At 60.2% G+C, this 22,018-nt stretch carries 23 protein-coding genes and 1 tRNA gene; 12 read left to right on the top strand and 12 right to left on the bottom strand.

Features of this window, described 5'->3' with window-relative positions; translation table 11 throughout:
• The first annotated feature begins 24 nt into the window (after nt 1-24).
• Together I6J72_RS00470 and I6J72_RS00465 are read left to right on the top strand one after the other, a co-directional pair.
• The gene (locus I6J72_RS00470) at nt 25-1,527 is read left to right on the top strand and encodes an MFS transporter (protein ID WP_115023558.1); all 1,503 of its coding nucleotides are present in this window, start codon (nt 25-27) and stop codon (nt 1,525-1,527) included.
• A complete protein-coding gene (locus tag I6J72_RS00465; protein WP_204099545.1) occupies nt 1,511-2,038 on the top strand; it encodes a TetR/AcrR family transcriptional regulator in 528 nt (175 codons plus the stop codon). The genes I6J72_RS00470 and I6J72_RS00465 overlap by 17 nt, the downstream gene beginning before the upstream one ends.
• Before the next feature lie 19 nt (nt 2,039-2,057).
• Here the strand turns inward: I6J72_RS00465 and I6J72_RS00460 are convergent.
• A tRNA-Thr gene (locus I6J72_RS00460) sits at nt 2,058-2,130 on the bottom strand.
• 186 nt (nt 2,131-2,316) lie between these two features.
• Between I6J72_RS00460 and I6J72_RS00455 the strand changes: the two genes are divergently transcribed.
• From I6J72_RS00455 to otsB, 5 genes are read left to right on the top strand one after another with little or no spacing between them, the layout of a single operon-like run.
• On the top strand, nt 2,317-3,993 hold the full coding sequence (locus tag I6J72_RS00455; protein ID WP_204099544.1) for a threonine/serine exporter ThrE family protein: 1,677 nt from the start codon (nt 2,317-2,319) through the stop codon (nt 3,991-3,993).
• A gap of 50 nt (nt 3,994-4,043) precedes the next feature.
• Nucleotides 4,044-4,403 (top strand): hypothetical protein, encoded by a 360-nt coding sequence (locus I6J72_RS00450; RefSeq protein WP_204099543.1) that lies wholly within the window; start codon nt 4,044-4,046, stop codon nt 4,401-4,403.
• Between the two features lie 2 nt (nt 4,404-4,405).
• The gene (locus tag I6J72_RS00445) at nt 4,406-5,830 is read left to right on the top strand and encodes a trehalose-6-phosphate synthase (RefSeq protein WP_204099542.1); all 1,425 of its coding nucleotides are present in this window, start codon (nt 4,406-4,408) and stop codon (nt 5,828-5,830) included.
• Complete coding sequence (locus tag I6J72_RS00440) at nt 5,827-6,333, top strand: hypothetical protein (protein ID WP_204099541.1); 507 nt, start codon at nt 5,827-5,829, stop codon at nt 6,331-6,333. The genes I6J72_RS00445 and I6J72_RS00440 overlap by 4 nt, the downstream gene beginning before the upstream one ends.
• Nucleotides 6,334-6,363: 30 nt before the next feature.
• Nucleotides 6,364-7,110, top strand: coding sequence for a trehalose-phosphatase (gene otsB, locus I6J72_RS00435; protein WP_204099540.1), 747 nt, complete (start codon nt 6,364-6,366; stop codon nt 7,108-7,110).
• A gap of 37 nt (nt 7,111-7,147) precedes the next feature.
• Here otsB and I6J72_RS00430 read toward each other — a convergent pair whose 3' ends face one another.
• Nucleotides 7,148-8,269, bottom strand: a complete 1,122-nt coding sequence (locus I6J72_RS00430; RefSeq protein ID WP_204099539.1) for a LacI family DNA-binding transcriptional regulator — start codon at nt 8,267-8,269, stop codon at nt 7,148-7,150.
• Between the two features lie 73 nt (nt 8,270-8,342).
• On the opposite strand from I6J72_RS00430, the gene I6J72_RS00425 reads away from it, so the two are divergent.
• From I6J72_RS00425 to I6J72_RS00410, 4 genes are read left to right on the top strand one after another with little or no spacing between them, the layout of a single operon-like run.
• Complete coding sequence (locus I6J72_RS00425) at nt 8,343-9,512, top strand: metal ABC transporter solute-binding protein, Zn/Mn family (RefSeq protein WP_204099538.1); 1,170 nt, start codon at nt 8,343-8,345, stop codon at nt 9,510-9,512.
• Nucleotides 9,513-10,214, top strand: a complete 702-nt coding sequence (locus tag I6J72_RS00420; protein ID WP_204099537.1) for a metal ABC transporter ATP-binding protein — start codon at nt 9,513-9,515, stop codon at nt 10,212-10,214.
• Nucleotides 10,192-11,145, top strand: coding sequence for a metal ABC transporter permease (locus tag I6J72_RS00415; RefSeq protein ID WP_204099536.1), 954 nt, complete (start codon nt 10,192-10,194; stop codon nt 11,143-11,145). The genes I6J72_RS00420 and I6J72_RS00415 overlap by 23 nt, the downstream gene beginning before the upstream one ends.
• Before the next feature lie 11 nt (nt 11,146-11,156).
• Nucleotides 11,157-11,957 (top strand): PHB depolymerase family esterase, encoded by an 801-nt coding sequence (locus tag I6J72_RS00410; protein WP_042532290.1) that lies wholly within the window; start codon nt 11,157-11,159, stop codon nt 11,955-11,957.
• Nucleotides 11,958-12,735: 778 nt separating this feature from the next.
• Here I6J72_RS00410 and ccmA read toward each other — a convergent pair.
• The 10 genes from ccmA to I6J72_RS00360 all read right to left on the bottom strand — a co-directional run bounded on the left by ccmA (nt 12,736) and on the right by I6J72_RS00360 (nt 21,155).
• Nucleotides 12,736-13,362 (bottom strand): heme ABC exporter ATP-binding protein CcmA, encoded by a 627-nt coding sequence (ccmA, locus tag I6J72_RS00405; RefSeq protein WP_204099535.1) that lies wholly within the window; start codon nt 13,360-13,362, stop codon nt 12,736-12,738.
• Between the two features lie 3 nt (nt 13,363-13,365).
• Nucleotides 13,366-15,351 carry a hypothetical protein gene (locus I6J72_RS00400; protein ID WP_204099534.1) on the bottom strand — a complete coding sequence of 662 codons (1,986 nt, stop codon included), beginning with the start codon at nt 15,349-15,351 and terminating at the stop codon, nt 13,366-13,368.
• A 6-nt stretch (nt 15,352-15,357) separates the two neighbouring features.
• Nucleotides 15,358-15,639 (bottom strand): lactococcin 972 family bacteriocin, encoded by a 282-nt coding sequence (locus I6J72_RS00395; protein ID WP_186302166.1) that lies wholly within the window; start codon nt 15,637-15,639, stop codon nt 15,358-15,360.
• A gap of 321 nt (nt 15,640-15,960) precedes the next feature.
• Nucleotides 15,961-16,908, bottom strand: a complete 948-nt coding sequence (gene rlmB / locus I6J72_RS00390) for a 23S rRNA (guanosine(2251)-2'-O)-methyltransferase RlmB (protein ID WP_115023583.1) — start codon at nt 16,906-16,908, stop codon at nt 15,961-15,963.
• 41 nt (nt 16,909-16,949) lie between these two features.
• On the bottom strand, nt 16,950-18,368 hold the full coding sequence (gene cysS / locus I6J72_RS00385; protein ID WP_115023585.1) for a cysteine--tRNA ligase: 1,419 nt from the start codon (nt 18,366-18,368) through the stop codon (nt 16,950-16,952).
• A gap of 33 nt (nt 18,369-18,401) precedes the next feature.
• A complete protein-coding gene (locus I6J72_RS00380; RefSeq protein WP_204099533.1) occupies nt 18,402-19,070 on the bottom strand; it encodes a hypothetical protein in 669 nt (222 codons plus the stop codon).
• A 67-nt stretch (nt 19,071-19,137) separates the two neighbouring features.
• Nucleotides 19,138-19,338, bottom strand: a complete 201-nt coding sequence (locus tag I6J72_RS00375) for a hypothetical protein (protein WP_042532302.1) — start codon at nt 19,336-19,338, stop codon at nt 19,138-19,140.
• 27 nt (nt 19,339-19,365) lie between these two features.
• On the bottom strand, nt 19,366-19,857 hold the full coding sequence (gene ispF / locus I6J72_RS00370) for a 2-C-methyl-D-erythritol 2,4-cyclodiphosphate synthase (RefSeq protein ID WP_115023589.1): 492 nt from the start codon (nt 19,855-19,857) through the stop codon (nt 19,366-19,368).
• Nucleotides 19,850-20,599, bottom strand: coding sequence for a 2-C-methyl-D-erythritol 4-phosphate cytidylyltransferase (gene ispD, locus I6J72_RS00365; RefSeq protein ID WP_204100384.1), 750 nt, complete (start codon nt 20,597-20,599; stop codon nt 19,850-19,852). The genes ispF and ispD overlap by 8 nt, the downstream gene beginning before the upstream one ends.
• Entirely contained in the window at nt 20,571-21,155 is a 585-nt protein-coding gene (locus I6J72_RS00360) for a CarD family transcriptional regulator (protein WP_115023593.1), read from the bottom strand. The genes ispD and I6J72_RS00360 overlap by 29 nt, the downstream gene beginning before the upstream one ends.
• 281 nt (nt 21,156-21,436) lie before the next feature.
• Here I6J72_RS00360 and I6J72_RS00355 point away from each other — a divergent pair, with 281 nt between their 5' ends.
• Nucleotides 21,437-22,012 carry a hypothetical protein gene (locus I6J72_RS00355; protein WP_204099532.1) on the top strand — a complete coding sequence of 192 codons (576 nt, stop codon included), beginning with the start codon at nt 21,437-21,439 and terminating at the stop codon, nt 22,010-22,012.
• Nucleotides 22,013-22,018: the final 6 nt, after the last annotated feature.

The raw sequence follows: 22,018 nt of genomic DNA, 5'->3' as shown, positions 1-22,018 counted from the left end.
GGCCGTTCGGTAGAGTTTCGCATCATGACTGACACTCAGAACACGGCGTCTGCCGACGCCCTCCGTGCCTCCGCGACGCGCCGCTGGAGCTTCTTTGGAGTCGTGTCCTTAGGTCTGCTCATGATCGGTCTGGACAACTCGATTCTCTACACCGCGCTACCGGAGCTTTCCGAACAACTCCACGCCACCTCCCTGCAGCAGCTGTGGATCATCAACGCCTATGCCCTGATGCTCGCCGGCCTCCTTTTGGGCACCGGAACGTTGGGCGACAAAATTGGGCATCGCCGAATGTTTGTCATTGGTCTATGGATTTTCGGTGCGGCGTCGTTGACAGCAGCACTCGCGCCCGGCGCGTGGGAGTTGGTCGCCGCCCGCGCCTTTCTGGGGCTTGGTGCCTCCATCATGATGCCCGCCACGTTGGCTCTTATCCGCCTGACCTTCGAGGATGAGATCGAACGCAACACCGCGATTGGCATTTGGGGCTCCATTGCCGTCGTCGGTGCCGCAGCTGGCCCGACCGTGGGCGGCTTCTTGCTGGAGCACTTCTGGTGGGGGTCGGTCTTTTTAGTCAACGTGCCCATCGTCATCATCGCGCTTGTACTCACCGCGTTTCTCGCGCCGCCGAACGTGGCGAACCCCGCCAAGCACTGGGACGCTTTGTCCTCGTTGTATGCGCTGATGACGTTGGCATCCCTCGTTCTCGTCATCAAGTCTGTAGCCAGCTCCCACCTCAACGCCATGCTCATCGGCGGCGCGCTCGCTATCTGCCTCGTGGGCGCCGTTCTGTTTACGCGCCGCCAAGACAGGCTGGAGGATCCCCTCCTCACCTTCGATATCTTCCGCTCCCCTATCTTCACGGGAGGTGTACTTGCCGCAGCGGGCGCCATGTTTGGCATGGCGGGCCTGGAGATGACCACAACACAGAAGCTTCAGCTCGTCGACCTGTACTCACCTTTGCATGCCGGCCTCATCATCTCCATCATCGCGCTGGCAGCACTGCCCATGTCTGCCCTGGGTGGTGCAAACCTGCACCGTTGGGGTTTCCTGCCGATTATTGCCGGCGGCTTCCTCTTCATGGCGGGAGGCATCGGCTGCACCGTGTGGGGCGGGCACCGCGAACTCTTCCCTGCCTACTTGGCGGGGCTCTTCCTCACCGGTGTGGGCGCGGGCCTTGTCATGTCAGTATCCTCCACCGCCATCATCGGTGCGGCCCCGGCGTCGCACTCCGGTATGGCCGCGGGCGTGGAGGAGGTCTCCTATGAATTCGGTACGCTGCTGTCCATCGCGGTGACGGGCTCGCTCGTACCATTGCTGTTCACGCGCGGCCTCCCTGAAGACATCCAGGAGCTAGGTATGGAGGCGCTGTACACACCGGAGCTTGCCGGAGTATCCTCCAGCGCCTATACCCACGCCTACCTCAGCACCGCCGCCGGGCTCGCCGTGGTGATGCTCATCTTCGCCGCAGTAACCGGATGGTGTTTCCGCACTAACCCGACATCTGGAGGTGCCGATGCCCCGCATCAGTAAAAAGATCGAAACGCTCGACATGGCGCTCGCGATCATCGAGAAGGAGGGCGTACATGCGCTGACCTACGATTCCCTCGCCACGGCGACCGGCATGAGCAAGTCCGGACTCATCTACCACTTCCCTACCCGGCACCAGCTGCTCATTGATTGTCATACGCTCTGCGCGGAGCGCTGGGAAGAGGAACTCATCCGCCTCTCCGGCGGCAAGACCGCAGATCAACTCACCGAACGTCAGCGCTACCGCGCGGCCATCGAATCGATGGGCAAGAATGACCCGCTCATTGAACTCCTCATGTCCATCCACGCACAGTCACATCCGGACTTTCAGGGGGTATGGAGGGACGTCGATAAGCGCTGGCTCCCTGACCCCGCCACGGCAGACGAGTCCGTCCTGTTAGCGTCGGTCATTGCGAACGGGCTGTGGGTACATGATCACCTCACCGAGCGCGCCCTGCCGCCGCGGCGACGCCGAGCGCTCATCGACGTCGCCCTCAGCCACCTCGCCGAATAGTGTGCGGCCGAACAAAATGAGCTGGAGACGAGACTTGAACTCGCAACCTACGCATTACAAGTGCGTTGCGCTACCAATTGCGCCACTCCAGCACCGCGGATGATCCGCTAGGGGAATCGTACCCGAGTCCACCCTGAAGACGGAAAGTCGGGGTCTCTATGCTGCACAGAAGCGTGCGCCGCGCCACACTAAAAGCACTGGCAGGTGCATAATTCGGCGGCAGTTACTAAAGTGCTGATTTATCGAACCCAGAAATGTTGTTGAGGTCTGACTTTTCCGTGTCTGTTCTTTCTTCGCTTCGCCAGCGCTTGCGCGATGGCTCGGCACACGTCGCCACCATCGACGCCGCCAAAGCTGCCCCGCCGCCCTCCCCGCTTGCCCCGGTTGATCTGACCGACCCGGCGCAGGTCACGGGTGTTATGGAGATTGCCGCGCGCGTCGGTGAGATTCTCATCGCAGCTGGCACAGCGAATACGGATGCCCAGGCGCAGATCCACCTTGTGGCCTCCTCCTATGGTCTGCACTACTGCCACGTGTCGATTCTGCTTAACACCATCACGATTCACACCGCGATTGGCACCGGAACAAACCGTCGTAACCTGCACGTATTCCGCGTCGCGCCGAGTATTGCGGTGGACTTCACCAAGCTGTCCGCGGTAGACCGACTCATTCGCTCAATCCACTCGGGTGCCACTCCGCCGTCGATGGCGGAAAAGATTCTCGACGATATCGATGCAATGAAGAATCCGTACTCGAAGAAGACCATCGTGAGCGCCTGGGGCGCTATGGGTGGTTTCATTGCCGTGATGCTGGGCGGTGACCTGCTCGTCGGCGTGGTCACGTTCCTCATCTCGGCGCTCATTATGGGCACGAACATGTTCTTGGCCCAGTACCGCCTGCCGCCCTTCTATCAGAACCTCGTGGGCGGCCTCTTGGCGGTTGTTCCGGCGGCGATCTTGTACAACGTGTTTGCGCAGTTCGGCATCCAGATGCTGCCCTCACAGATCATTGGTTCGGGCATTATCGTCCTCGTGGCTGGCCTGACGCTGGTGCAGTGTTTGGTGGATGGCATCACGCGCGCGCCGGTGACGTCCTCCGCGAAGTTCTTTGAGGCCCTCATGTCCACCGGCGCCATTATCGCCGGTGTGGGCCTGGGTATCCAGATAGCCGGCTGGCTGGGCTTTAGTCTGCCGCCCTTGGCCACGTTGGCGCCGCCCGTCTACCACCAGATTCCGCTGCTCGTGGTGTGCGGTGGAATCGGCTCGGCGGGTTTTGCGCTGGCGCTGGGTGCGTCGTGGACAGAGGTCGCCATCTCCGGATTGACGGCCGCGGCAGGTATGGTCTTTTACTATTCCGTCGTCGTGCCTTTTGGTGTAGGCACGGTGGTGGCCTCGGGTATTTCGGCAGTGGCCGTGGGCCTGGCCGGTGGTTTGCTCTCCCGCCGCTACATGATGCCGCCGCTTATCACGATGATTGTGGGCTACACGCCCATGCTTCCGGGTCTCACGTTGTACCGCGGCATGTATGCCACGCTCAACGAGCAAATCATCACCGGCGTAACCAACCTGGCCAGCGCTATGGCCATCGCCGGCGCGCTAGCAGCTGGCGTGGTCTTTGGTGAACGCGTGGCTCGTCGCCTGCGCCGCCCGAAGTACTTCCGCCCCTACACCGCCTTCAAGCGCCTGGGCACCTTCTCCTTCGCCCGTGCCACGCGCCTGGCACAACGCGCCCGCATCCCGCGCGTGCCTATGTCACCCTTCGCCCCTCGTCACAACCTGCCGGCTCCGCCACCGCAGTATGGTCCGAAGCCACCGACCCCGGCGCAGCAGGCTCGCTTCCAGCAGGGCGATGCGGTCACCGATATGTGGCCTGCCACCACCCAATTTCCTGCGCAGCGCCCCACCTACACGGTGCCAGGCAAAGACGCCCCCACCACCCCGCCGGCCGAGCAATAGCGTAGAATGGCCGGTCTGAAAGCTTTCACACTTCATTCCAGGAGGACTCCGTGCCACCCAAGGTCACAGACACTCAGCCTGCCGCTGATCAGACTCATGCCGTCGAGGAAGAGACCGCCCGCGCCGCGCGCCGCGTCGTTGCTACCTACGCCGAGGATTTCCTGGACGGTGTGACGCTCATGTCGATGCTGGGCGTTGAACCCGAGGGCTTGGTTCACCGCAAGGTACTGGCAGAGCACGAAGACGCTGCGCCGAAGAAATCCACGAAGAAGGCGTCCAAGAAGGCCTCGAAGAAGGCGACTAAGAAGGCAACAAAGAAGGCCACCAAGAAAACCACTAAGAAGGCGACCAAGAAGTCCACCAAGAAGGCAACGAAAAAGGCGACCAAGAAGACCACTAAGAAGGCCTAACTATGCCTGGGCGCTCCAATAGCTTCGTCGTCGTGGCCAACCGCCTGCCGGTGGACCTCGAGACCAGCCCCGATGGCACCCGCACATGGAAGGCCTCTCCGGGCGGGCTCGTCACCGCGCTCTCCCCTGTCTTGGAGAAACACCACGGCTGCTGGGTGGGCTGGCCAGGCGTGGCTGATGAAGCCCCGGAGCCCTTTACCACGGACAACGGGGTTTTACTCCACCCGGTGCGCCTGACCCAGGACGATTATGAATCCTTCTACGAGGGCTTTTCCAATGCCACGCTGTGGCCCTTGTACCACGATCTCATCGTGACACCCATCTATAACCGCGACTGGTGGGACGCCTACCGCGAGGTCAATTTGCGGTTTGCCAACGAAGTCGCTGCCGTGGCCGCAGAGAACGCCACGGTGTGGGTACAGGACTATCAGTTGCAGCTCGTGCCGGGGATTCTGCGCCAGCTGCGCCCAGACCTCACCGTTGGTTTCTTCCTGCACATTCCATTCCCCTCCCCCGATCTCTTCCGTCAGTTACCGTGGCGTGAGGAATTGGTGCGCGGGCTTCTCGACGCCTCCTTGATCGGCTTCCACCTCGAATCCAACGCCCGCAACTTCCTCGAACTCGCCCGCACTCAAGGTCTTGAGGTCGAAGGAGAGGTAAGCACCCGCCGTGTTACCGCCCATATCACCTCGAATAGTGGGCATTCCGTGGGCGTGGCTGCCTTCCCGATTTCCATTGCGGCGGGTGAGTTTGGAAATGAGGGGGATGAGGGGGACGTCGCTAAGCTTCGCGCCGAATTGGGGGATCCGAAGCGCATCATTTTGGGCGTGGACCGTCTGGATTATACGAAGGGTATTCTGCAGCGTCTCACCGCGTTTGAGGAGCTGCTCGAGACCGGCGCGCTGGACCCAGCGGAGGTGACCCTGGTGCAGCTGGCCACTCCGTCGCGGGAGCGGATTGACCACTATCGCGCCACGCGCTCCAAGGTGGAGGAAGCCGTGGGCCGCATCAATGGGCGCTTTAGCCAGCTCGGCCGGCCGGTGGTGCACTATCAGCACCGTTCCGTGCCCAAGGACGTGCTGCGCAGCTACTACCGTTTGGCGGATATCATGCTGGTCACGCCGTTTAAGGACGGCATGAACCTCGTGGCCAAGGAATACGTGGCCTCTCATGGCGATGGTTCGGGCGCACTCGTGCTTTCTGAGTTTGCCGGTGCCGCGGCGGAGTTGACGCAGGCCAACCTGTGCAACCCCTTCGATATCGAGTCCATTAAGCGCGCGCTGCTTTCGGCTGTCAAGGCCCTTGATGAGTCCCCGGAACTCATGCGCGAGCACATGCTGGCAATGAACCGCCAGGTTCGTGAGCATGACATTGCGCTGTGGTCGGAATCCTTCCTCGGCGCACTGAAGGCAATGAAGGAGGCATGATGCGCAGGTTTTCTATGGCGCTCATAGCGCTGTGCTTGGCCGCGCTTCCTGCCTGCAGGTCCGCTGAGGAGGAACCTGCTCCGCGGGGTGATGAAAGGGTCGTTGGCAAGCAATGGCAGGTCACAAACCTGTACACCACTCCGGAGGCACCTTCGGCTATCCCACCGGATACGGCGCAGGTTCCGCACATGAGCTTCGGTGAGCACACGGTGGTGGGCTCGACGGGATGCGTGCCGTTTACCGCCGAGGTGTCTTTTACCGAGGGTGATAAGAACTCCACGATTTGGGAGGCCGATGGCATGCACGTGGACAAGGTTGACTACGAATCGGTGCCGTCGAACGAGGACTGCACGGGCTCGGCGCTGTGGGCGGATAAGCTTCTGCGCACCCTCATCGCGCAAGGTCATGATTTTGATTTCGCGCTGAACCACAACAACCAGCTGGTTTTGACGCTGCGCACGGACAAAGTGGATTCCCCCATCATTCGTATGGCCTCGCTCTAGGACTAGGGTTTTAGGGCTAGGGTGGGCACCATGATGGATGCTCTTGCCTCAGCCTCGCACCTCGCGGTGGTGTCCGATTTTGACGGCACACTCGCCGGTTTTGCCACGCGCCCAGACGCCGTCCAGCCGGAGAAGCGCTCTCTCGACGCGCTGGCCTCGCTTGGGCAGTTGCCCGACACCACAGTGGCGGTGTTGTCAGGCCGCCACCTCGACGGGCTCAAGCGCGTGTGTTCGCTGCGCGAGCCGGTGCTCATGGGTGGCTCACATGGCGCGGAATCCTCGTGGGAAGAATCCCCGCTGACCCCGGAGATGAAGGCGCACCTAGCAAAGAAAGAGGCGGAGATTGAGGAGATCATCGCCCGCCATCCCGGCGCGGAGCTAGAGGTCAAACCTTTCCAGCGTGTGCTGCACTTGCGTGCCCTAGAGCTCACGGACCCCGCTGCTGCCGCCGCGGCGTATGAGAAGGGCTTAGCCTTAAGCGCGGATGGATTCCCCAAGACGGCGGGCAAGTGCGTTGTGGAGTTTTCCGCCACGCAAGCGACGAAGGGCACGTGGATTAAGACCTTGCGCGAGCGTGTCGGCGCCACGGCCGTGGTTTTCTTAGGTGATGACACGACCGACGAGGACGGTTTCGCCGTGCTCAATCAGCCGCCGGACCTCGGCGTGAAGGTGGGCGAAGGCGATACCTTGGCCACGCACCGCGTCGCGGATGTCGTGGCGGTGTCGGAGTTTCTGGAAGATCTCGCGGCCGCCCGTGCGGCTCACGTTCCACGTTAAAAGCCCGCGCCGTGCCCCTTACCTGTGCCGCGGTGTCTTACGCCGGAGGCGCGACCGTGCGGCCTTCGTGGAAGGTCGTGCTGAGCACCTTGCGTGGCGGCTCTTGGGTCTGACTGGTGCGCGACGACGCCCCCGTCCGGGCACCCGCGCGGTCGATGAGGTCGGCGAGCATATGCCCGGCGGCCGCTCCTTTCGCTTTGTTGGGCTGCACGACGGTGCTCAGACCCACGGCTAAGGCTGGGGCGATGCCATCGAAGCCGGTAACAGACAGCTGCGAAGGCACGGCGATGCCGTGGTCGCGTGCATAAGCCAGCACGCCCAGCGCCATGGAGTCCGTCGTACACAGCACCGCAGTAAGCTCCGGATGCGCGGTGAGCAATTCCTCCGCGGCAGCGTACGCCGTGCGGGAATCATTAATGTGCCGGGTGACCACAGGAATCGACTCAGGAGAAAGACCAGCTTCCTGAAAGACATCCAGTGCTCCCAGCACGCGGGAGCGCTGCACGTGCATATCGGCGGCCGCCAGCTGCTCGGGAGATACGAAACCGTCGAGACGTTCGCGGTGTAGGCGGATGGTGAGGATACCGATGTGGGTATGGGAGGCGTCGATAAGCGCGCGCGCTGCTGGGGCAATCGCAGCCCTGTCATCGATACCCACGAAGGGCAAGCCGGAATCCGTGGGCTGGTCACAGACCACGACCGGCAGCCCGCGCCGCCGCACGGCCTCGAGGTAAGCATCGCCCGCAGCCACGGAGTACACCACGAACCCATCCACCGCTGCGGAGCCGACGAGCTGGCCTGCGTGAGCGTCATCGGACGCGCCCACTGTATCGGGGCCGGCCGGAATGAGGGTCAACGTTGTGTTCGCGCCTGCGGAGGCCTCCGCCATGCCGGCAAGGAAATCAACGGACGCCATGTCCTCGAAGGCATAGGACAGGTGCTCGGTGAGCAGTACCCCCACCGAGCCTTGGCGGCGCGTGCGCAGGCTGCGCGCGGTGGGGTCTGGCCCGACGTAACCGCGGGCGGCAGCTGCGGCTAGGATGCGTTCGCGGGTGGCAGGTGCCAGCTGGTCAGGGCGGTTATACGCATTGGACACCGTGGTGCGGGAGACCCCGAGTTCGGCGGCGAGGGAGGCCAGCGTGGTGCTGCGAGTGGACATGCCGGTTACCTTACCCGTTTTCAACTCATCATCATTTGACAACAATTTTCACTAGGACGTTAGAATAGACGCCATGACTACATCGCTCTCACGCCAATCTTGGCGCCGCCCCACCGCTCTCCTTTTCGCCGCTACCCTCGGCGCTGCATCGCTGACTGCTTGCTCCTCCAGCGGTGACAACTCTGACGGCGATGCGGGGGCCGGAAGCGATAAAGAGACCATCCACGTCGTCGCCTCGACGTCCATCTGGGCCGACGTGGCGCAGGCGGTGGTCGACACAGCACAGACCGACGTCAACATCAACGTCCGGGCCATTGTCACCGGCAACGGCGTGGACCCGCACCACTTCGAGCCCACCGCGGCCGACATCGCCCGGGCTAACGAGGCCGATGTCATCATCGCCGGTGGCGGCGGCTACGACGCCTGGCTCTACCAGGCCGTCAAGAACCAAGACGCCATCATCCACGCCCTGCCCCTCACGGAGCATTCCCATGACCATGCGCACGATGAACATGGACATGACCACGAGCACGCGCATGAGCATGACGAGCATGAGCACGCGCACGACGAGCATGAGCATGAAGACGCCCACGATCATGGCGACCATGACCACGCACACGACGAGCATGCGCACGATGAGGGCCATGACGAGCATGAGCACGCCCACGACCACGAGCATGACGTCGAAACCGTCAGCATGGACGAGGCCAAGAAGATTGCCGCCGAGCACCCAGAGACGATCACCAACATCGAAGGCAACGAGCACGTCTGGTACGACGCCGCAGCCATCGAGAAGGTGGCCAATGAGGTAGCCAAACTAGTCAACGAGACCAACCCGGAAGCCAAGGCCACTGCGGACCCGCTGGTTCAGCGCGTGGAGAAGATTAAGGATCGCGTCGAAAAGCTGCCGGCACAGAATTACGCGCAGACCGAGCCCATCGCGGATTACATCATGAAGTACTCCGACAGCACCGACGTCACCCCGGAGGGCTACCGCAAGGCCACCGTCGCCGAGGGCGAGCCGAGCGCTGCGGACCTTGCGCGCTTCCTCGAGGCGATTAACCAGGGCGAGGTCGACCTGCTCATCTTCAACCCGCAGACGGAGACGGACATGACCAAGCGCATCCGCTCCGCCGCTGAGGACAAGGACATCCCGGTCGTCGAAATCGGCGAAACCCCGCCGGAGAACACCGACTTCCTCGACTACTACGAGGAAGCCGTCAGCGCACTCGAGGCTGCATAAGTGCTCGTTTCCTTTCACAATGCCGCAGTGGAACCGCTATGGTCGGACCTGAACCTCGCCGTGGACCGCGGCGAGTTCATCGCCGTTTTGGGGCCCAACGGCGTGGGCAAATCCACGCTGCTGGGCACCATCCTGGGAACGCGGAAGCTCACGACGGGCACGGTAGACGTCGATTGTCGCGTCGGCTTCATCCCCCAACAGCGCATGTTCCCCGCTGACCTCCCATTACGCGCCCGCGACCTAGTCTCCCTGTCCCTGGCACATGGCACCGTGACGCGCCGCCGGCCTCCCCGGCACCGCGTCGATGAGCTGCTGGAGGAGGTGGGCGCAACCGGTATTGCGAACCGCCGCGTGGGCCAGCTTTCCGGCGGCCAGCAACAGCTTGTCCGCCAGGCCCAGGCGCTTGCCAACGACCCAGAGCTCATCCTCGCCGATGAACCACTCTTGTCGCTGGATCCGGGCAAGCAGCAAGTGACGGTCGAGCGGCTCGAGGCATGGTGCCGCGAGCGCGGTACCTCCGTCCTTTTCGTCACGCACGGCATCAACCCCGTGCTGCACGTCGTCGATAAGGTGCTTTACCTCGCGCCGAACGGGCATACTTTTGGCCCAGTAGATGAAGTCATGCGCTCCGACGTGCTGTCCGAGCTTTATGGTTCCTCCGTGACCGTCCTCAACGTCGATGGGAGGCTCATCGTTGTCTAAGTTCATCGAAGACACCCAGTACCTTTTGCAGGTTGATTTTGTGCAGGACGCGCTCATCGCCTGTGCGCTTCTGGGCATCCTCTCGGGAGTGATGACCTCGCTCATCGTCTTGCGGCAGATGTCCTTCTCCGTGCATGCCACCTCGGAGCTCGCGCTCATGGGTGCGGCCGCAGCGCTGTTGTTCGGACTGAACATCGGCTTCGGCGCGATTGCCGGCGCCATCGTCGCCGCCATCATTCTGGCGGTGCTCGGCCTCAAAGGCCAACAGGACAGCGCCATCGGCGTGGTCATGAGCTTTGGCCTAGGCTTGTCGGTGTTATTCCTGCACCTCTACCCTGGCAACGCCAACACCGCTATGACGCTGCTGACCGGACAAATCGTCGGTGTATCTTCGGCGTCCGTGTGGCTGCTGGCGGCGACGACCGTCATCATTGTCGCAGCCGTTACTATTTTGTGGCGCCCGCTTCTTTTTGCCTCCGCGGACCCTGTCATGGCGCAGGCAGCGGGCGTGCCGGTGAAAGCCCTCTCCGTGGTCTTCGCAGTTCTCGTCGGTTTGACCGCCGCGCAGTCGGTGCAGATCGTCGGCTCGCTGCTCGTCATGGCTTTGCTCATCACGCCGGGCGCGGCGGCAGTGCAGATTACCTCCTCCCCGCTGCGCGCGGTGGTGTGGGCAACCATCTTCGCGGAGGTCTCCGCCGTGGGAGGGTTTATTCTGTCGCTAGCGCCGGGCCTGCCGGTGTCGGTCTTCGTGACCACTATTTCTTTTGTCATTTACCTGGTTTGCCGTCTAATCGGCTGGCTACGCAACCGCCGCGCGGTTCGCGACGACATCGCCGCCGCCCGCGTCACCAAAGCTCACTTCGAGGGCCGCAGCGATTCGGAAAAGCACCACACCAGCACCCACGACGAGCACTGCGCCCACCCCGACTAAACTTTTGTTCCATGACCATCGTGGAATTTCAGGGATTCAAGCGTAAATACACCGTCGTCGCGCCGGAAGATCCCGGCCCGAACCAGCTGCTTTTCCTCCACGGTTCGCTGCAAAATGGCAGCGTGATGCGGCGCTTTACAAACGGCACTTTTGATGAGCTCGCCGCCCGCACGGGCACGGTGGTTGTCTACCCCGACGGTGTGGATAGGCACTTCAACGACGCCCGCGGGGTACTGCCGGTCAAGGCCCGTGAGCTTGGCATTGACGACGTCGCCTTTCTCCAGCACGTCGCCGCCACCGTGCAGGAGGAATACGGCACGCAGCGCACCTACGCCTGCGGTTATTCCAACGGTGGGCAGATGGTAATACGCCTGCTTTTCGACGCCCCCGGCTTCCTCGACGGCGCCTGCATCTTCGCCTCGACGATGGGCAGCGGCGCTAACCATGCGCCGTCTAATCCCGAGGGCTATAAGCCCACCCCAATTCTCATGATGCACGGCACTGCGGACCCGCTAGCGCCTTATGAAGGCGGCCAAGCTGGCCTCGCGAATAGCTCCCGCGGCGAGGTTACTTCCGCGTTGTGGACTGCGCAGCGCTTCGCCACGATGAACGGTTGCTCTAAGGCCAAGGTAACCCGCCCGTTTTCTGATGTGTCTTTGCACTCCTGGGAAGGTGACAACCCCGTCGAACTGTGGACCATGGAAGGCGTGGGCCACGTCATCCCCTCGGGCAACGGGCTCGACGCGCGCTTGGGCCCGAATACCGATAGCTTCATCGCAGCCCAGGTGGTGGAGGACTTCTTCGGCTTTTAGCCCCGCGGCTCGCCTCCCCCACCACCTACCCAGCCCTGGAAATGCAGCTCTCTGGTGGATTGCAGGGCGTCGGCAAGCGCGTGAAAATGCGAACAGGAGGTCTGGTTTTCCTGCCCTGGGAATTTGCAACAGGATTGGCAGCTCAACCCATAGCGGGTAAGGTTTTGATGGCTAACTGGACTCTGTTCTCTGCAGCAAAGATGTCAAGCAGCTGGGAAACTATTTTCTTGATCATCGGCACAGAAAGATGTTTTTCTTCCGCGATGCCATTATTTGAGTGCCCACATACAATTCCGTTTAGAATTCGAAGCTGAATTGCGGATAGTCGCTCGAGGTTTCGCTGCATAGAGGTTTCGCTGCATATCTGGTTCAGGCATTGTCCCAACAGCTACGCCGTTTATATCGAAGCAACAACTTAAGTTAAGGCCCCCATGGCCGGAGCGAGCTTCCCGGGTAACCACACAATATGCAGACGCGCCCAAATTGATTGCCTTTTGAAGCTTCTCACGCGAATGCTGTGAATAATCCACCAAGTAAATGAAATCGCTGCTCTTTAACTCTTGTATATCCCATACCCAGGTCGCCGAGTCTTTGCGCTCGCACAACACCAGCAATTGCTCCTGTGAGCGAGACAATGCATTCAGCAGCTCCCTTTGAGTGGACGCACATTCAACCTGGGGCCAGAGGAAGTAGCGTCTTAGCTCATCGAGTATCGGTTGCTCATCGTCTCGGATGCCAGCGAGCAGACACGGCATATCCGAGTATTTCAATCGCCACACTAAAGCGTTACCTCGCAGTCTGCTTGGTCGGCTACATGCTTGGAATGCGTCGCGACGACGACAACGGCGCCTTGGTCAGCGAAAGCACGAAGGTGTTCAACAACCAGCTGAGCATTGTCCTCGTCAAGCGCACCGGTTGGCTCGTCCGCCAATACGATTTTGGGCTTGGAAAAGAGGATCCTCGCCAAGGCTACTCGTTGTTGTTCGCCGCCCGACAAGCCGCTGACCACACGCTTTTCATAGCCGCGTAAACCAACCTGCGCCAAAGCGCTGTCTAGCGCCTCGTCGAAAGCACGGCGCGAAACGTTACTGGCTGCGAGCTTCACGTTGTCGACAACGGTGAGGTCAGGAACCAAGCCGTAATCTTGAAAAAGATACCCAACGCATTCGCGTCGATACTTGCGCAGTCGACCTGCCGATAGCGATGCAATGTTGTTTCCATCCCACATGATTGAGCCTTTGTCCGGCGAGATCAGACCGCCCAAGAGGTTCAACAGGGTGGTTTTCCCACTTCCGGAGACACCGGTTAATGCAGTCACCCGGCCAGCCGCAAAAGACCGCGTAAGGCCGGAAAGAATCATTTTTCCCTTCACACTGTAGTGAAGGTCTTCAACCTGAATTTCCATATCCTAATCTCCCTCGCTGTCTGTCCAGCGCATTTGATTTCGCGCACTAATCCACCAGGTCAAACCGATTGAAATACACATCCACACGATCGAAAATGCGACGACAGCAAGAACGGTTGCCGTGGACCACCTGTTTTCAAACCCCATCGACCACGTTGATGGATAGTGCGATTCCAGTTGTTCCTTATGCTCGCGCAAACGATACAAAACCCAGCCGATGGTGGTAACGAAAAAGAATAGCTCGGCCAGCAGAATCTTCCTGCACATCTTCCACGGGCTGCGCCCACAAATGAAGGAAACATAGAGCTCTCGCCGGAACGCCACCTGGAAACTGAAAAGCCCCGCGACGATTAACAAGGAAACCAGTAATATCGCTACGACCGTATTTAACGACCAAAGGCTGAATTGATCTTTGGCTTCCTCAAGGGACGATCGCCAGGAATCAGCATGCGGTTGTGCCGTGGCAAGCACCTTGCCCACCGTCCCATCTTTCAGCTCACCAACGACAGTTGGCTCGATGGCAAGGAGGACTTTCTGCGAGGCTTTCGCGAGTAAATTCCGGTCACCGATAGCTTCAAGCCCCACTGGTAACGAGACCACAATGGGGTCATTAATTACTGGCCGCAGCTCAACGTCATAGGAAAAGACTTGCCCAAGCGAACAATCCTCTTTCCAGTTAAAATCTGGAACTTTCTTCTTCGCGAGTTCGGCTTCAAATGCAACGGAGTCAATAATCGTCTGTTTGGATTCTTCACTGAGGGCAACGGGAGCACAAACGGTTACGTCTTCTTCAGAAGGGGAAACACCAGCTTGAACGGCGAACCGATGGTTGCTGAGAATAACCGGGGCTTCCAGTTGAGTCGGCCAGGTAAGCCAAAAAGGATCCGCTAAGAGTAGCTTTCCTTCGCGGTCCGCCTGGCGCAAGGGCGCTGCAGCTGCAGCCTGTTCTTTTTCATCCGGAGTGATATTCGAGCTCAGGGCAAACTCTTGCTCATTGGCATGTCCGCTCCAATACGGTTGCAATTCCTCTCGCGCGGACACCTCAGCACCGGTATCAACCATCTGCGAAAGTGCCGTCAGGCTCGTCAAGAGTGCCAATAGCCGGACAGCATACAGTGCGTAGGTAATTGGACGCGCCCGAACCTTGCCTTTGATGGCCTGCGGGATCGAAATATTTCGAACCAATAACTGCCCGAGCACATAGCCCAGCGCCAAACCGACCCATTGGAGCAACACAGAAACGCCGAAAAAGGCCCAAAACAACGTCGCTTCTGCCCAGTCGTTGTAAAGATACAATGCCGCCGCAATAAAAATGATCGCAAGAAAAAATGGTAGCCATGTTTGCTTGGCAAACCGCGTTACATCAAGCCTTAGCGTCTGCGATAGCTTTAGCCCCAAAAGTCTGTGAATGCCGATTTCGCGAGCCCGCACTAGGCAGTGCCCGCCACCCAACACGAGCGCGAGTAGAAAAGCAGCCGCGACCAACAAAGGCAGCGACGAAGTCATGACGAAACTCCAAGTCAAGTTCTGGAGCCCTATCACGGAATACCCGCGCTCCTCCAACCATGTCGTTAGGTCTCGAGCGTCGTTTTCCGATCCTTTAATGTTAAAAACTTGGCGCGGTTCCTTAGTCGGAATTTCCGACAATGGATACCAAACAAGCTTTTCGCCTCTCTGAAACTTTTGAGACTCAAAGTTAGCTACACCTGAAGGCAGAGCCGAGGAGTAGATTCGCAGCTCACCATCCGAATCAGCTAGCGAGGAGTAATAAATCGATACGTCAAATCCTGAGTCCCCTGCAAATTCAGAAAGCTCAGGAAACAGTGTTTCTGTGTGACTGTCAGGTTTGAAGTCTTCGATCTGGACAAACTCGTTGCCAAGCCGATAATCCAGAGTCGATAAGAGGCTGGCTCCGACAAAGGCAATGAATGCGCTAATAACCGTAGAGAGCAAAATCCCTACGGTTAGTAGTCTGACTGAAGTTTTCATCGAGCCTTAGCAGTGTCGGTAATAGGACTTATTTCCAGAGGGCTTCTTGGGAGCTGTTGCTCGTGACCAAGTGTTTTTGTTGACGCAACCGCTATCCGACTTGAAGGTACCAACAGCAGTTGAACCGTGCCGCACCCCATTGTGAAAGTAGTGCGACCAAACTTGGCCACTACCCGTACCGTAGTCCCACGTGCCGCCATCGATATTTACAATCGTGGCCCCAGCAACACCTGTACCACCCAACGCCAACAAACCTGCGAGAGTTACTGAAACTGCTCGCTTAGACATGCTCACTTTCATAAGCATTCCTTTCTTGAGAAGGATCCGAACTTATAGCGCGCGATACTGAAAGATATACGCTGCCCCTAAACCGCATTCAAGTGTCAAAAGTTACCTTTCGCAGATTCATCAACTCCGCGCAAATATCCAGGCCTCAATCCGCAGCTCTCTGGTGGATTGCAGGGCGTCGGCAAGCGCGTGAAAATGCGAACAGGTGGTCTGTGTTTCCAGCCCTGGACATTTGCGACCAGGACGGCGGGAGCTGCCCAGCAGACACATTGGAGGCAAACAAAAAGGCGCCACACAACGCGACGCCTTCCAAATTACTTGTTACTTCGCAGCGCGACGCTGCCGAGCAAACTCCGAAAGCACTGCACCCGCAGCAACGGATGCGTTTAAGGATTCGACCCACGCGGTCATCGGGATGGACATGATGACGTCACAGTTCTCGCGGACCAAGCGGGAGATGCCCTTTCCCTCAGAGCCGATGACGATGACCACGGGATCCTTGCCACCCGTGTAGGTGTCGAGCGTGTGCTCGCCGCCGGCGTCCAGGCCAACGACCTGGTAGCCGGCTTTCTGGAATTCCTGCACGGTGCGGGTCACGTTGGTCACGCGCGCGACAGGCAGGCGTGCTGCGGTACCGGCCGAGGTGCGCCAAGCCACCGCGGTAACGGAGGCCGAACGGCGCTCCGGGATGATGACGCCGTGGCCGCCGAAAGCAGCGACGGAGCGGATAACCGCGCCGAGGTTACGGGGATCCGTAATGTTGTCGAGGATGACGAACATGCCCGGTTCCTGAGCGTCGCGCGCGCGATCCATGAGGTCATGCACCTCGGCGTACTTGTAGGGCGGAATCTGCAGGCCGATACCCTGGTGCAGACCGTTGCCAGTCATGCGGTCCATCTCGTGGCGCTGCACCTCAAGAATGGGGATGTTGCGGGTATTGCACATGGCCACGGCCTCCGACAGGCGGGCATCGTTGCGCGTGCCCTGCACAATGTAGAGCGAGGTGGCCGGCACCTTGGCGTGGAGGCACTCGATGACCGGGTTGCGGCCCACGACCATCTCTGCGGTTTCCTTCTGGTGGCGGCCCGAGTTACGGCGCTCGCGCTCCAGTTTTGCCTTGTGCTTGGCGTGGTAAATACGGTCCTCCGCCTTGGGCGTGGGGCCCTTTCCAGCCAGGCCCTTGCGGCGCTGACCGCCCGAGCCCTTCGTAGCGCCCTTCTTGTTGGACTTGCGGGCGCCCGCGCCGCCGCGGCCGTGGGTGCGTGCCATGGTTCTTCTCCTTTGTTGTCCTTGGCCTAGCCCAAGGACGGTTAGTCCGCCAGGGACCAGGTGGGACCGTCGGCGGTGTCAGTGATAGTAATACCCGCGGCGGTCAGGCGGTCGCGCACAGCGTCCGCAGTAGCCCAGTCCTTCTCTGCGCGGGCGGTCGTACGGCGCTCAAGCTCAGCCTGGACAAGAACGTCCAGTGCCGCGACAGCGCCGCTTGTTTCGCCACCATCTTTCCACTGTTCATCGCACGGATCAAAGCCAAGAACCGCAGCCATGGCGCGCACTGCTCCGGCGAGGCGCTCGGCCTCTTCCCGGCGGCCTTCAGCAAGGGCCTTATTTCCTGCACGCACCGTGGTGTGGACTTCCGCCAACGCCTTCGGCACGGCGATGTCATCATTCATGGCCTCTGCGAAGGCTGGGGTCCACTCGCCCTTCTCGACGCCCTCGAACTTGCCCACGAAGTCCTCGATGCGGCGGTAGCCCGCAGCAGCCTCCGTAAGCGCGGCCTCGGAGTACTCGAGCACGGAACGGTAGTGCGCGGAGCCCAAGTAGTAGCGCAGCTCCACCGGGCGGACAATCTCCAGCATGTTGGCGATGGAGAGCACGTTGCCCAGGGACTTGGACATCTTCTCACCAGACATGGTCACCCAGTGATTGTGCATCCAGTAGTTGGCGAACTTATCGCCCGCCGCATGGGACTGCGCAATCTCGTTCTCGTGGTGCGGGAACTGCAGGTCCAGACCACCACAGTGAATGTCGAACTCGCTGCCCAGATAGTAGGTGGACATAGCGGAGCACTCCAGGTGCCAGCCGGGGCGGCCCCTACCCCATGGCGTCGGCCAAGCCGGCTCACCCGGCTTGGCAGCCTTCCACAGCGCGAAATCCTGCGGGCTGCGCTTACCTTCGGTTTCCGACTCGCCCTGCTCCATATCCTCGACGCGATTACCGGACAGCGCACCGTAATCAGAACCTTCGGCGACATTCCATGCGGCGACGTCGAAATAAACCGAGCCGGAGGCGTCTTCTCCTGCGGTGCCACCAGGCACGGCATACGCATAGCCGGCGTCGATAAGCCTCTGCATGTACTCCACCATCTGCGTGACAAAGCCCGTCGCGCGCGGCTCCACCGAGGGTGGGAGCACACCGAGGGTGTTGTAGGCCTTGGTGAACTCGCGCTCGTAGGTGGATACCCACTCCCACCACGGGCGGTTGTTTTCTGCGGCCTTGGTCAGAATCTTGTCATCAATGTCCGTCACATTGCGCACGAGTGCCACGTCATAGCCCTGGGCCAGAAGCCAACGGCGCAGAATGTCGAAGGCCACGCCGGAGCGCAGGTGGCCTATATGCGGCTGAGATTGCGGAGTGGCGCCACAGAGATAAATCGAGGCATGGCCGGGGCGAACCGGCTCAAAGTCACGTTGGGTGCGGGTGGCGGTATCAAAAATGCGCAAAGTACTCACGCCGACTAGTCTAATTGACCCTCCGGTGGGAATTCACCATGGCCGATGCCCCCGCGCCTCAGCACTAGGTGCCGTGCCTTTCTTTTCGACGGTGTAGCCTATTTCTCGTAGTACTTGCGCAGCAACCTCTTGATTATCGGCTACCGCTCCGCGCAACTGATCATCGAGCCACTTTTCTCGGCTCTGCGCAAGAAAGCTTTTCCAACCGGGACGTGAACGAAAGCCACACTCCATAAAAAGAAAGAAAAAATAATCCTCCAGGGATACCCGGAACCGACGGCCGCCAATAGGAAAATGTATATCCTCAATTCGGCCCTTCTTTCGAGGGTTCTTCACCCCAGAAAAGTTCTTCATTAGTGCGGGACTCAACAGTCCGGCCACCCCTGAGTGGTGAATGTGGGCCGTCGGAGCAGTACGATTCTCTCGCTCATATTCGAAACGAACGCCTGGGGCTGTTCCTACACGCAGCTCGAATTTGCTCGACTTCACGCTGAGAGATGATTCATCGGGCGACAGGGACGTGTGAAAGCGAACAACGGATTCGAAAAGGTCGCTGTAGGAAAACCGATCGCCTCCCTGACTTCCTACCCCGTAGACCAACGGTGCGTGAAGTTCTAACAATCCAGTGCCATCGTCTGGATTGAGATCTGTCCACACGCGGATATCGGAATCTTCATTGAGGGGCAAAACCTTCACATGCACGGCATGCACCCAGTTAAAAAAATTCTGCTGTCAGATGTTGCCCTAGTCCCCCCATGCGCACCGTCATTTAGCGTTCAAGCATCAGCTCTACGCGACGGAGTTCGTCATAAAGGTCGCGCTCTTCCGTGGAAAAACGGCCGGATTCTGCGAGCATGCGCAGATCTTCAGAACTAAGGTTCGCCCCAATGGCTACTTCTAAGGCATGCAGGAGTTCCCCATACCGAGCCCGCAGGGCCTCGGTATTTATAATTCGCATTGTCAATGCCACGGCAGCCTCCTCTCCCTCGACTTTACGTTAGGAATTGGGGGCGCGCCAGACCACGGCGGTGGCCACGGCGGCGCGGCCCTCCTCGCGCCCGGTGAAGCCGAGACGGTCAGTCGTGGTCGCAGAAATGGAGACCGGCGCACCAAGAATCTCACTCAACACAGACTCAGCCTCCTCGCGGCGCGGCCCCATCTTAGGGGTTTGGCCGATGAGCTGGGCGGAGGCGTTGCCGATGGTGAAACCTTCCTTCTCCAGCAGCTCTCGGCACTCGCGCAGCAGCTGCGCACCGGATACGCCATCATATTCCGGGCGGCCCACGCCCACGAAGGATCCGAGGTCACCGAGGTGGGAGGCGGACAGCAAGGCGTCGACAAGCGCATGCGCCACCACGTCTCCATCGGAGTGGCCCTCGCAGCCATCTGCGCCCTCGAAGAGGAGGCCGGCAATCCAGCACTCTTTGCCGGGTTCGATCTGGTGGGCGTCTGTGGCAATACCAACGCGCGGGATGATGGGGTTAGTCACTGGGCACCTCAAAAATGGTCGGTTCGGCCTCATCTGTCACAGCCCTGGCGAGGACGAGGTCAATGGGAGTGGTGATTTTAAAAGCGAAGGTATCACCCTGCACGGTCTCCACGCGCGCGCCGTGCCATTCCATCAGGCTGGCATCATCCGTGGCGGTGAAATCCGGGTCCTGCTCCCAATAATCCATATTGGCCTGACGCAACGCGGCCAAGTTGAAGCCCTGCGGCGTCTGCACTGCGCGCAGACGGGAGCGGTCCGGGGTGGACAGGACAGTCTCCCCCTCGACTTCTTTAATGGTGTCTGCCACGGGCACAACTGGGATAACGGCGACGGCCCCATCGAGCACGCGCTTGGCGACGCGCGCGATCATTCCCGGAGGCGTCAATGCCCGGGCCGCATCGTGGATGAGGACCACGGCGTCCGTGTCCGGGATTGCCTGAAGACCAGCCCACACGGAATCGGCGCGCTCGCCACCGCCATGGACAAGCCGGAGGGGGATATCGGCGGCAACGCGCTCAAGGATACGTGCGGCGAACTCCTCCATCGCGGGACTGACCAGCACGATGACCTCATCGACGATGCCGGAGGTCACCATGGCCTGAACGGAGCGCTCCACCAAGGTGCGGCCGCGTAGCTCGACATAAGCCTTGGGCACATCCGCGCCGAGGCGCGTGCCTTTGCCCGCGGCGGCGACGAGCGCGATGACGCGAGGTTTAGTCTTCGTCGTCGAAGGAGAGATCATCAAGATCGATGTCGCTATCAACGTCGGTAGTGATGGACTTATCGTCCACCAAACCTGCGGCACGATGGCGCTCGATGGTGGCGTCGATTTCCTCCATCATGGTGTCGGCCTTCTTTTCATCGACCGGCTTAGCCAGGGAGAGCTCACCCACGAGAATCTGGCGCGCCTTGGCCAGCATGCGCTTCTCACCAGCAGACAGGCCACGGTCCTGGTCGCGGCGCCACAGGTCACGAACAACTTCAGCAACCTTGTTGATGTCGCCGGAGGCGAGGCGCTCCTGGTTGGCCTTGTAACGGCGGGACCAGTTGCCGGCTTCTTCGACGTCTACCTCACGCAGAACCGAGAAGACCTTTTCCAGACCTTCCTTGCCCACGACGTCACGGACGCCGACCATTTCGACGTTCTTGGAGGGCACACGGACAACCAGGTCGGACTGGTTGATGTGGAGGACGAGGTACTCGAGGGTCTCGCCACCCATCTCGCGCGTTTCAATCGCCGTGATTTTGGCGGCGCCGTGGTGCGGGTAGACGACGACCTCTCCGACCTTAAATTCCATTGCCACTCCTTGTGAAGCCTTTGAAGACGATGCTCATCGAGGACGCTCGCTTAGCTCTCGATGGGCCGCATATACAGGGAATCGATTCTAGCACGCAGGATTTCACCCCCGCCCGCTGAGGCATCGCGGGGAGGCTATACACCACGACGCGTACGCGGTGAAGCACGGCTACCCCCGGTTTACCCAAGGGGTTTGCCGGAAACTGTGTGCTTTTCGTGGAGAGGGACTAGGCTAAAGCGTTGATAAGCTTTGTGATCGCAATTCAATGGAGGACACTCACAGTGCAGTCCCTGAAGTCCGCCGCTCGCTGCGGTGCCATCATGTCAGTTACCGCCCTTTCCGCGCTGGCGCTGGCGTCCTGCTCGGCTGGTCATGTTGCGCAGACCGCAGAGAAGGTTGCAGCTGTCGATGGCGCAACCGCCAGCACCGAAGATGGCAAGGTGGCCGTACGTGACGTCACCATTCAGGTTGAGCCGGACTCCGGTGAAGCCTCCCTGAAGTTCATCGCCGTGAACCAGGGCTACAAGGTCGATGAGGTCACCTTGGAATCCATAAGCGTTGATGGCCAGGATGTCGTCATCGAGGGCGTTACCCCGATTGCCCGCGATCAGGCACTGTACGGCGATTCCGCAACCAACCTGGAGAACCTTCCGAAGGATGAGAAGGACAACAACGTCACCTACGTGACCACTTCCCTGGAGAACGATGGCTTCGCCTTCGGCGGCTCCCGCCCGGTGACCTTCACCTTCAACACCGGCACCATTGAGGTCGACGCCACCGTGTCCGCCTCCCCGCTGGAGGCCGGTAAGTTTGACCGCGACCCGGAGTCCGAAGAGGGCTACACCGAGGCTAAGTAAAGCTTC

The sequence above is a fragment of the Corynebacterium sp. FDAARGOS 1242 genome, assembly GCF_016889985.1.
Lineage (GTDB): Bacteria > Actinomycetota > Actinomycetes > Mycobacteriales > Mycobacteriaceae > Corynebacterium > Corynebacterium minutissimum_B.
Note: the sequence above shows the minus strand (reverse complement) of the source record. Positions and strands in the feature narration are given on the sequence as shown.

What these genes read in the sequence shown, in the direction of transcription:
- I6J72_RS00470 (WP_115023558.1), top strand. Translation starts at nt 25, where the DNA reads ATGACTGACACTCAGAACACGGCGTCTGCCGACGCCCTCCGTGCCTCC.
- I6J72_RS00465 (WP_204099545.1), top strand. Translation starts at nt 1,511, where the DNA reads ATGCCCCGCATCAGTAAAAAGATCGAAACGCTCGACATGGCGCTCGCG.
- I6J72_RS00445 (WP_204099542.1), top strand. Translation starts at nt 4,406, where the DNA reads ATGCCTGGGCGCTCCAATAGCTTCGTCGTCGTGGCCAACCGCCTGCCG.
- I6J72_RS00440 (WP_204099541.1), top strand. Translation starts at nt 5,827, where the DNA reads ATGATGCGCAGGTTTTCTATGGCGCTCATAGCGCTGTGCTTGGCCGCG.
- otsB (WP_204099540.1), top strand. Translation starts at nt 6,364, where the DNA reads ATGATGGATGCTCTTGCCTCAGCCTCGCACCTCGCGGTGGTGTCCGAT.
- I6J72_RS00430 (WP_204099539.1), bottom strand. Translation starts at nt 8,269, where the DNA reads ATGTCCACTCGCAGCACCACGCTGGCCTCCCTCGCCGCCGAACTCGGG.
- I6J72_RS00425 (WP_204099538.1), top strand. Translation starts at nt 8,343, where the DNA reads ATGACTACATCGCTCTCACGCCAATCTTGGCGCCGCCCCACCGCTCTC.
- I6J72_RS00415 (WP_204099536.1), top strand. Translation starts at nt 10,192, where the DNA reads ATGGGAGGCTCATCGTTGTCTAAGTTCATCGAAGACACCCAGTACCTT.
- I6J72_RS00410 (WP_042532290.1), top strand. Translation starts at nt 11,157, where the DNA reads ATGACCATCGTGGAATTTCAGGGATTCAAGCGTAAATACACCGTCGTC.
- ccmA (WP_204099535.1), bottom strand. Translation starts at nt 13,362, where the DNA reads ATGGAAATTCAGGTTGAAGACCTTCACTACAGTGTGAAGGGAAAAATG.
- I6J72_RS00400 (WP_204099534.1), bottom strand. Translation starts at nt 15,351, where the DNA reads ATGAAAACTTCAGTCAGACTACTAACCGTAGGGATTTTGCTCTCTACG.
- I6J72_RS00395 (WP_186302166.1), bottom strand. Translation starts at nt 15,639, where the DNA reads ATGTCTAAGCGAGCAGTTTCAGTAACTCTCGCAGGTTTGTTGGCGTTG.
- rlmB (WP_115023583.1), bottom strand. Translation starts at nt 16,908, where the DNA reads ATGGCACGCACCCACGGCCGCGGCGGCGCGGGCGCCCGCAAGTCCAAC.
- ispD (WP_204100384.1), bottom strand. Translation starts at nt 20,599, where the DNA reads ATGATCTCTCCTTCGACGACGAAGACTAAACCTCGCGTCATCGCGCTC.
- I6J72_RS00360 (WP_115023593.1), bottom strand. Translation starts at nt 21,155, where the DNA reads ATGGAATTTAAGGTCGGAGAGGTCGTCGTCTACCCGCACCACGGCGCC.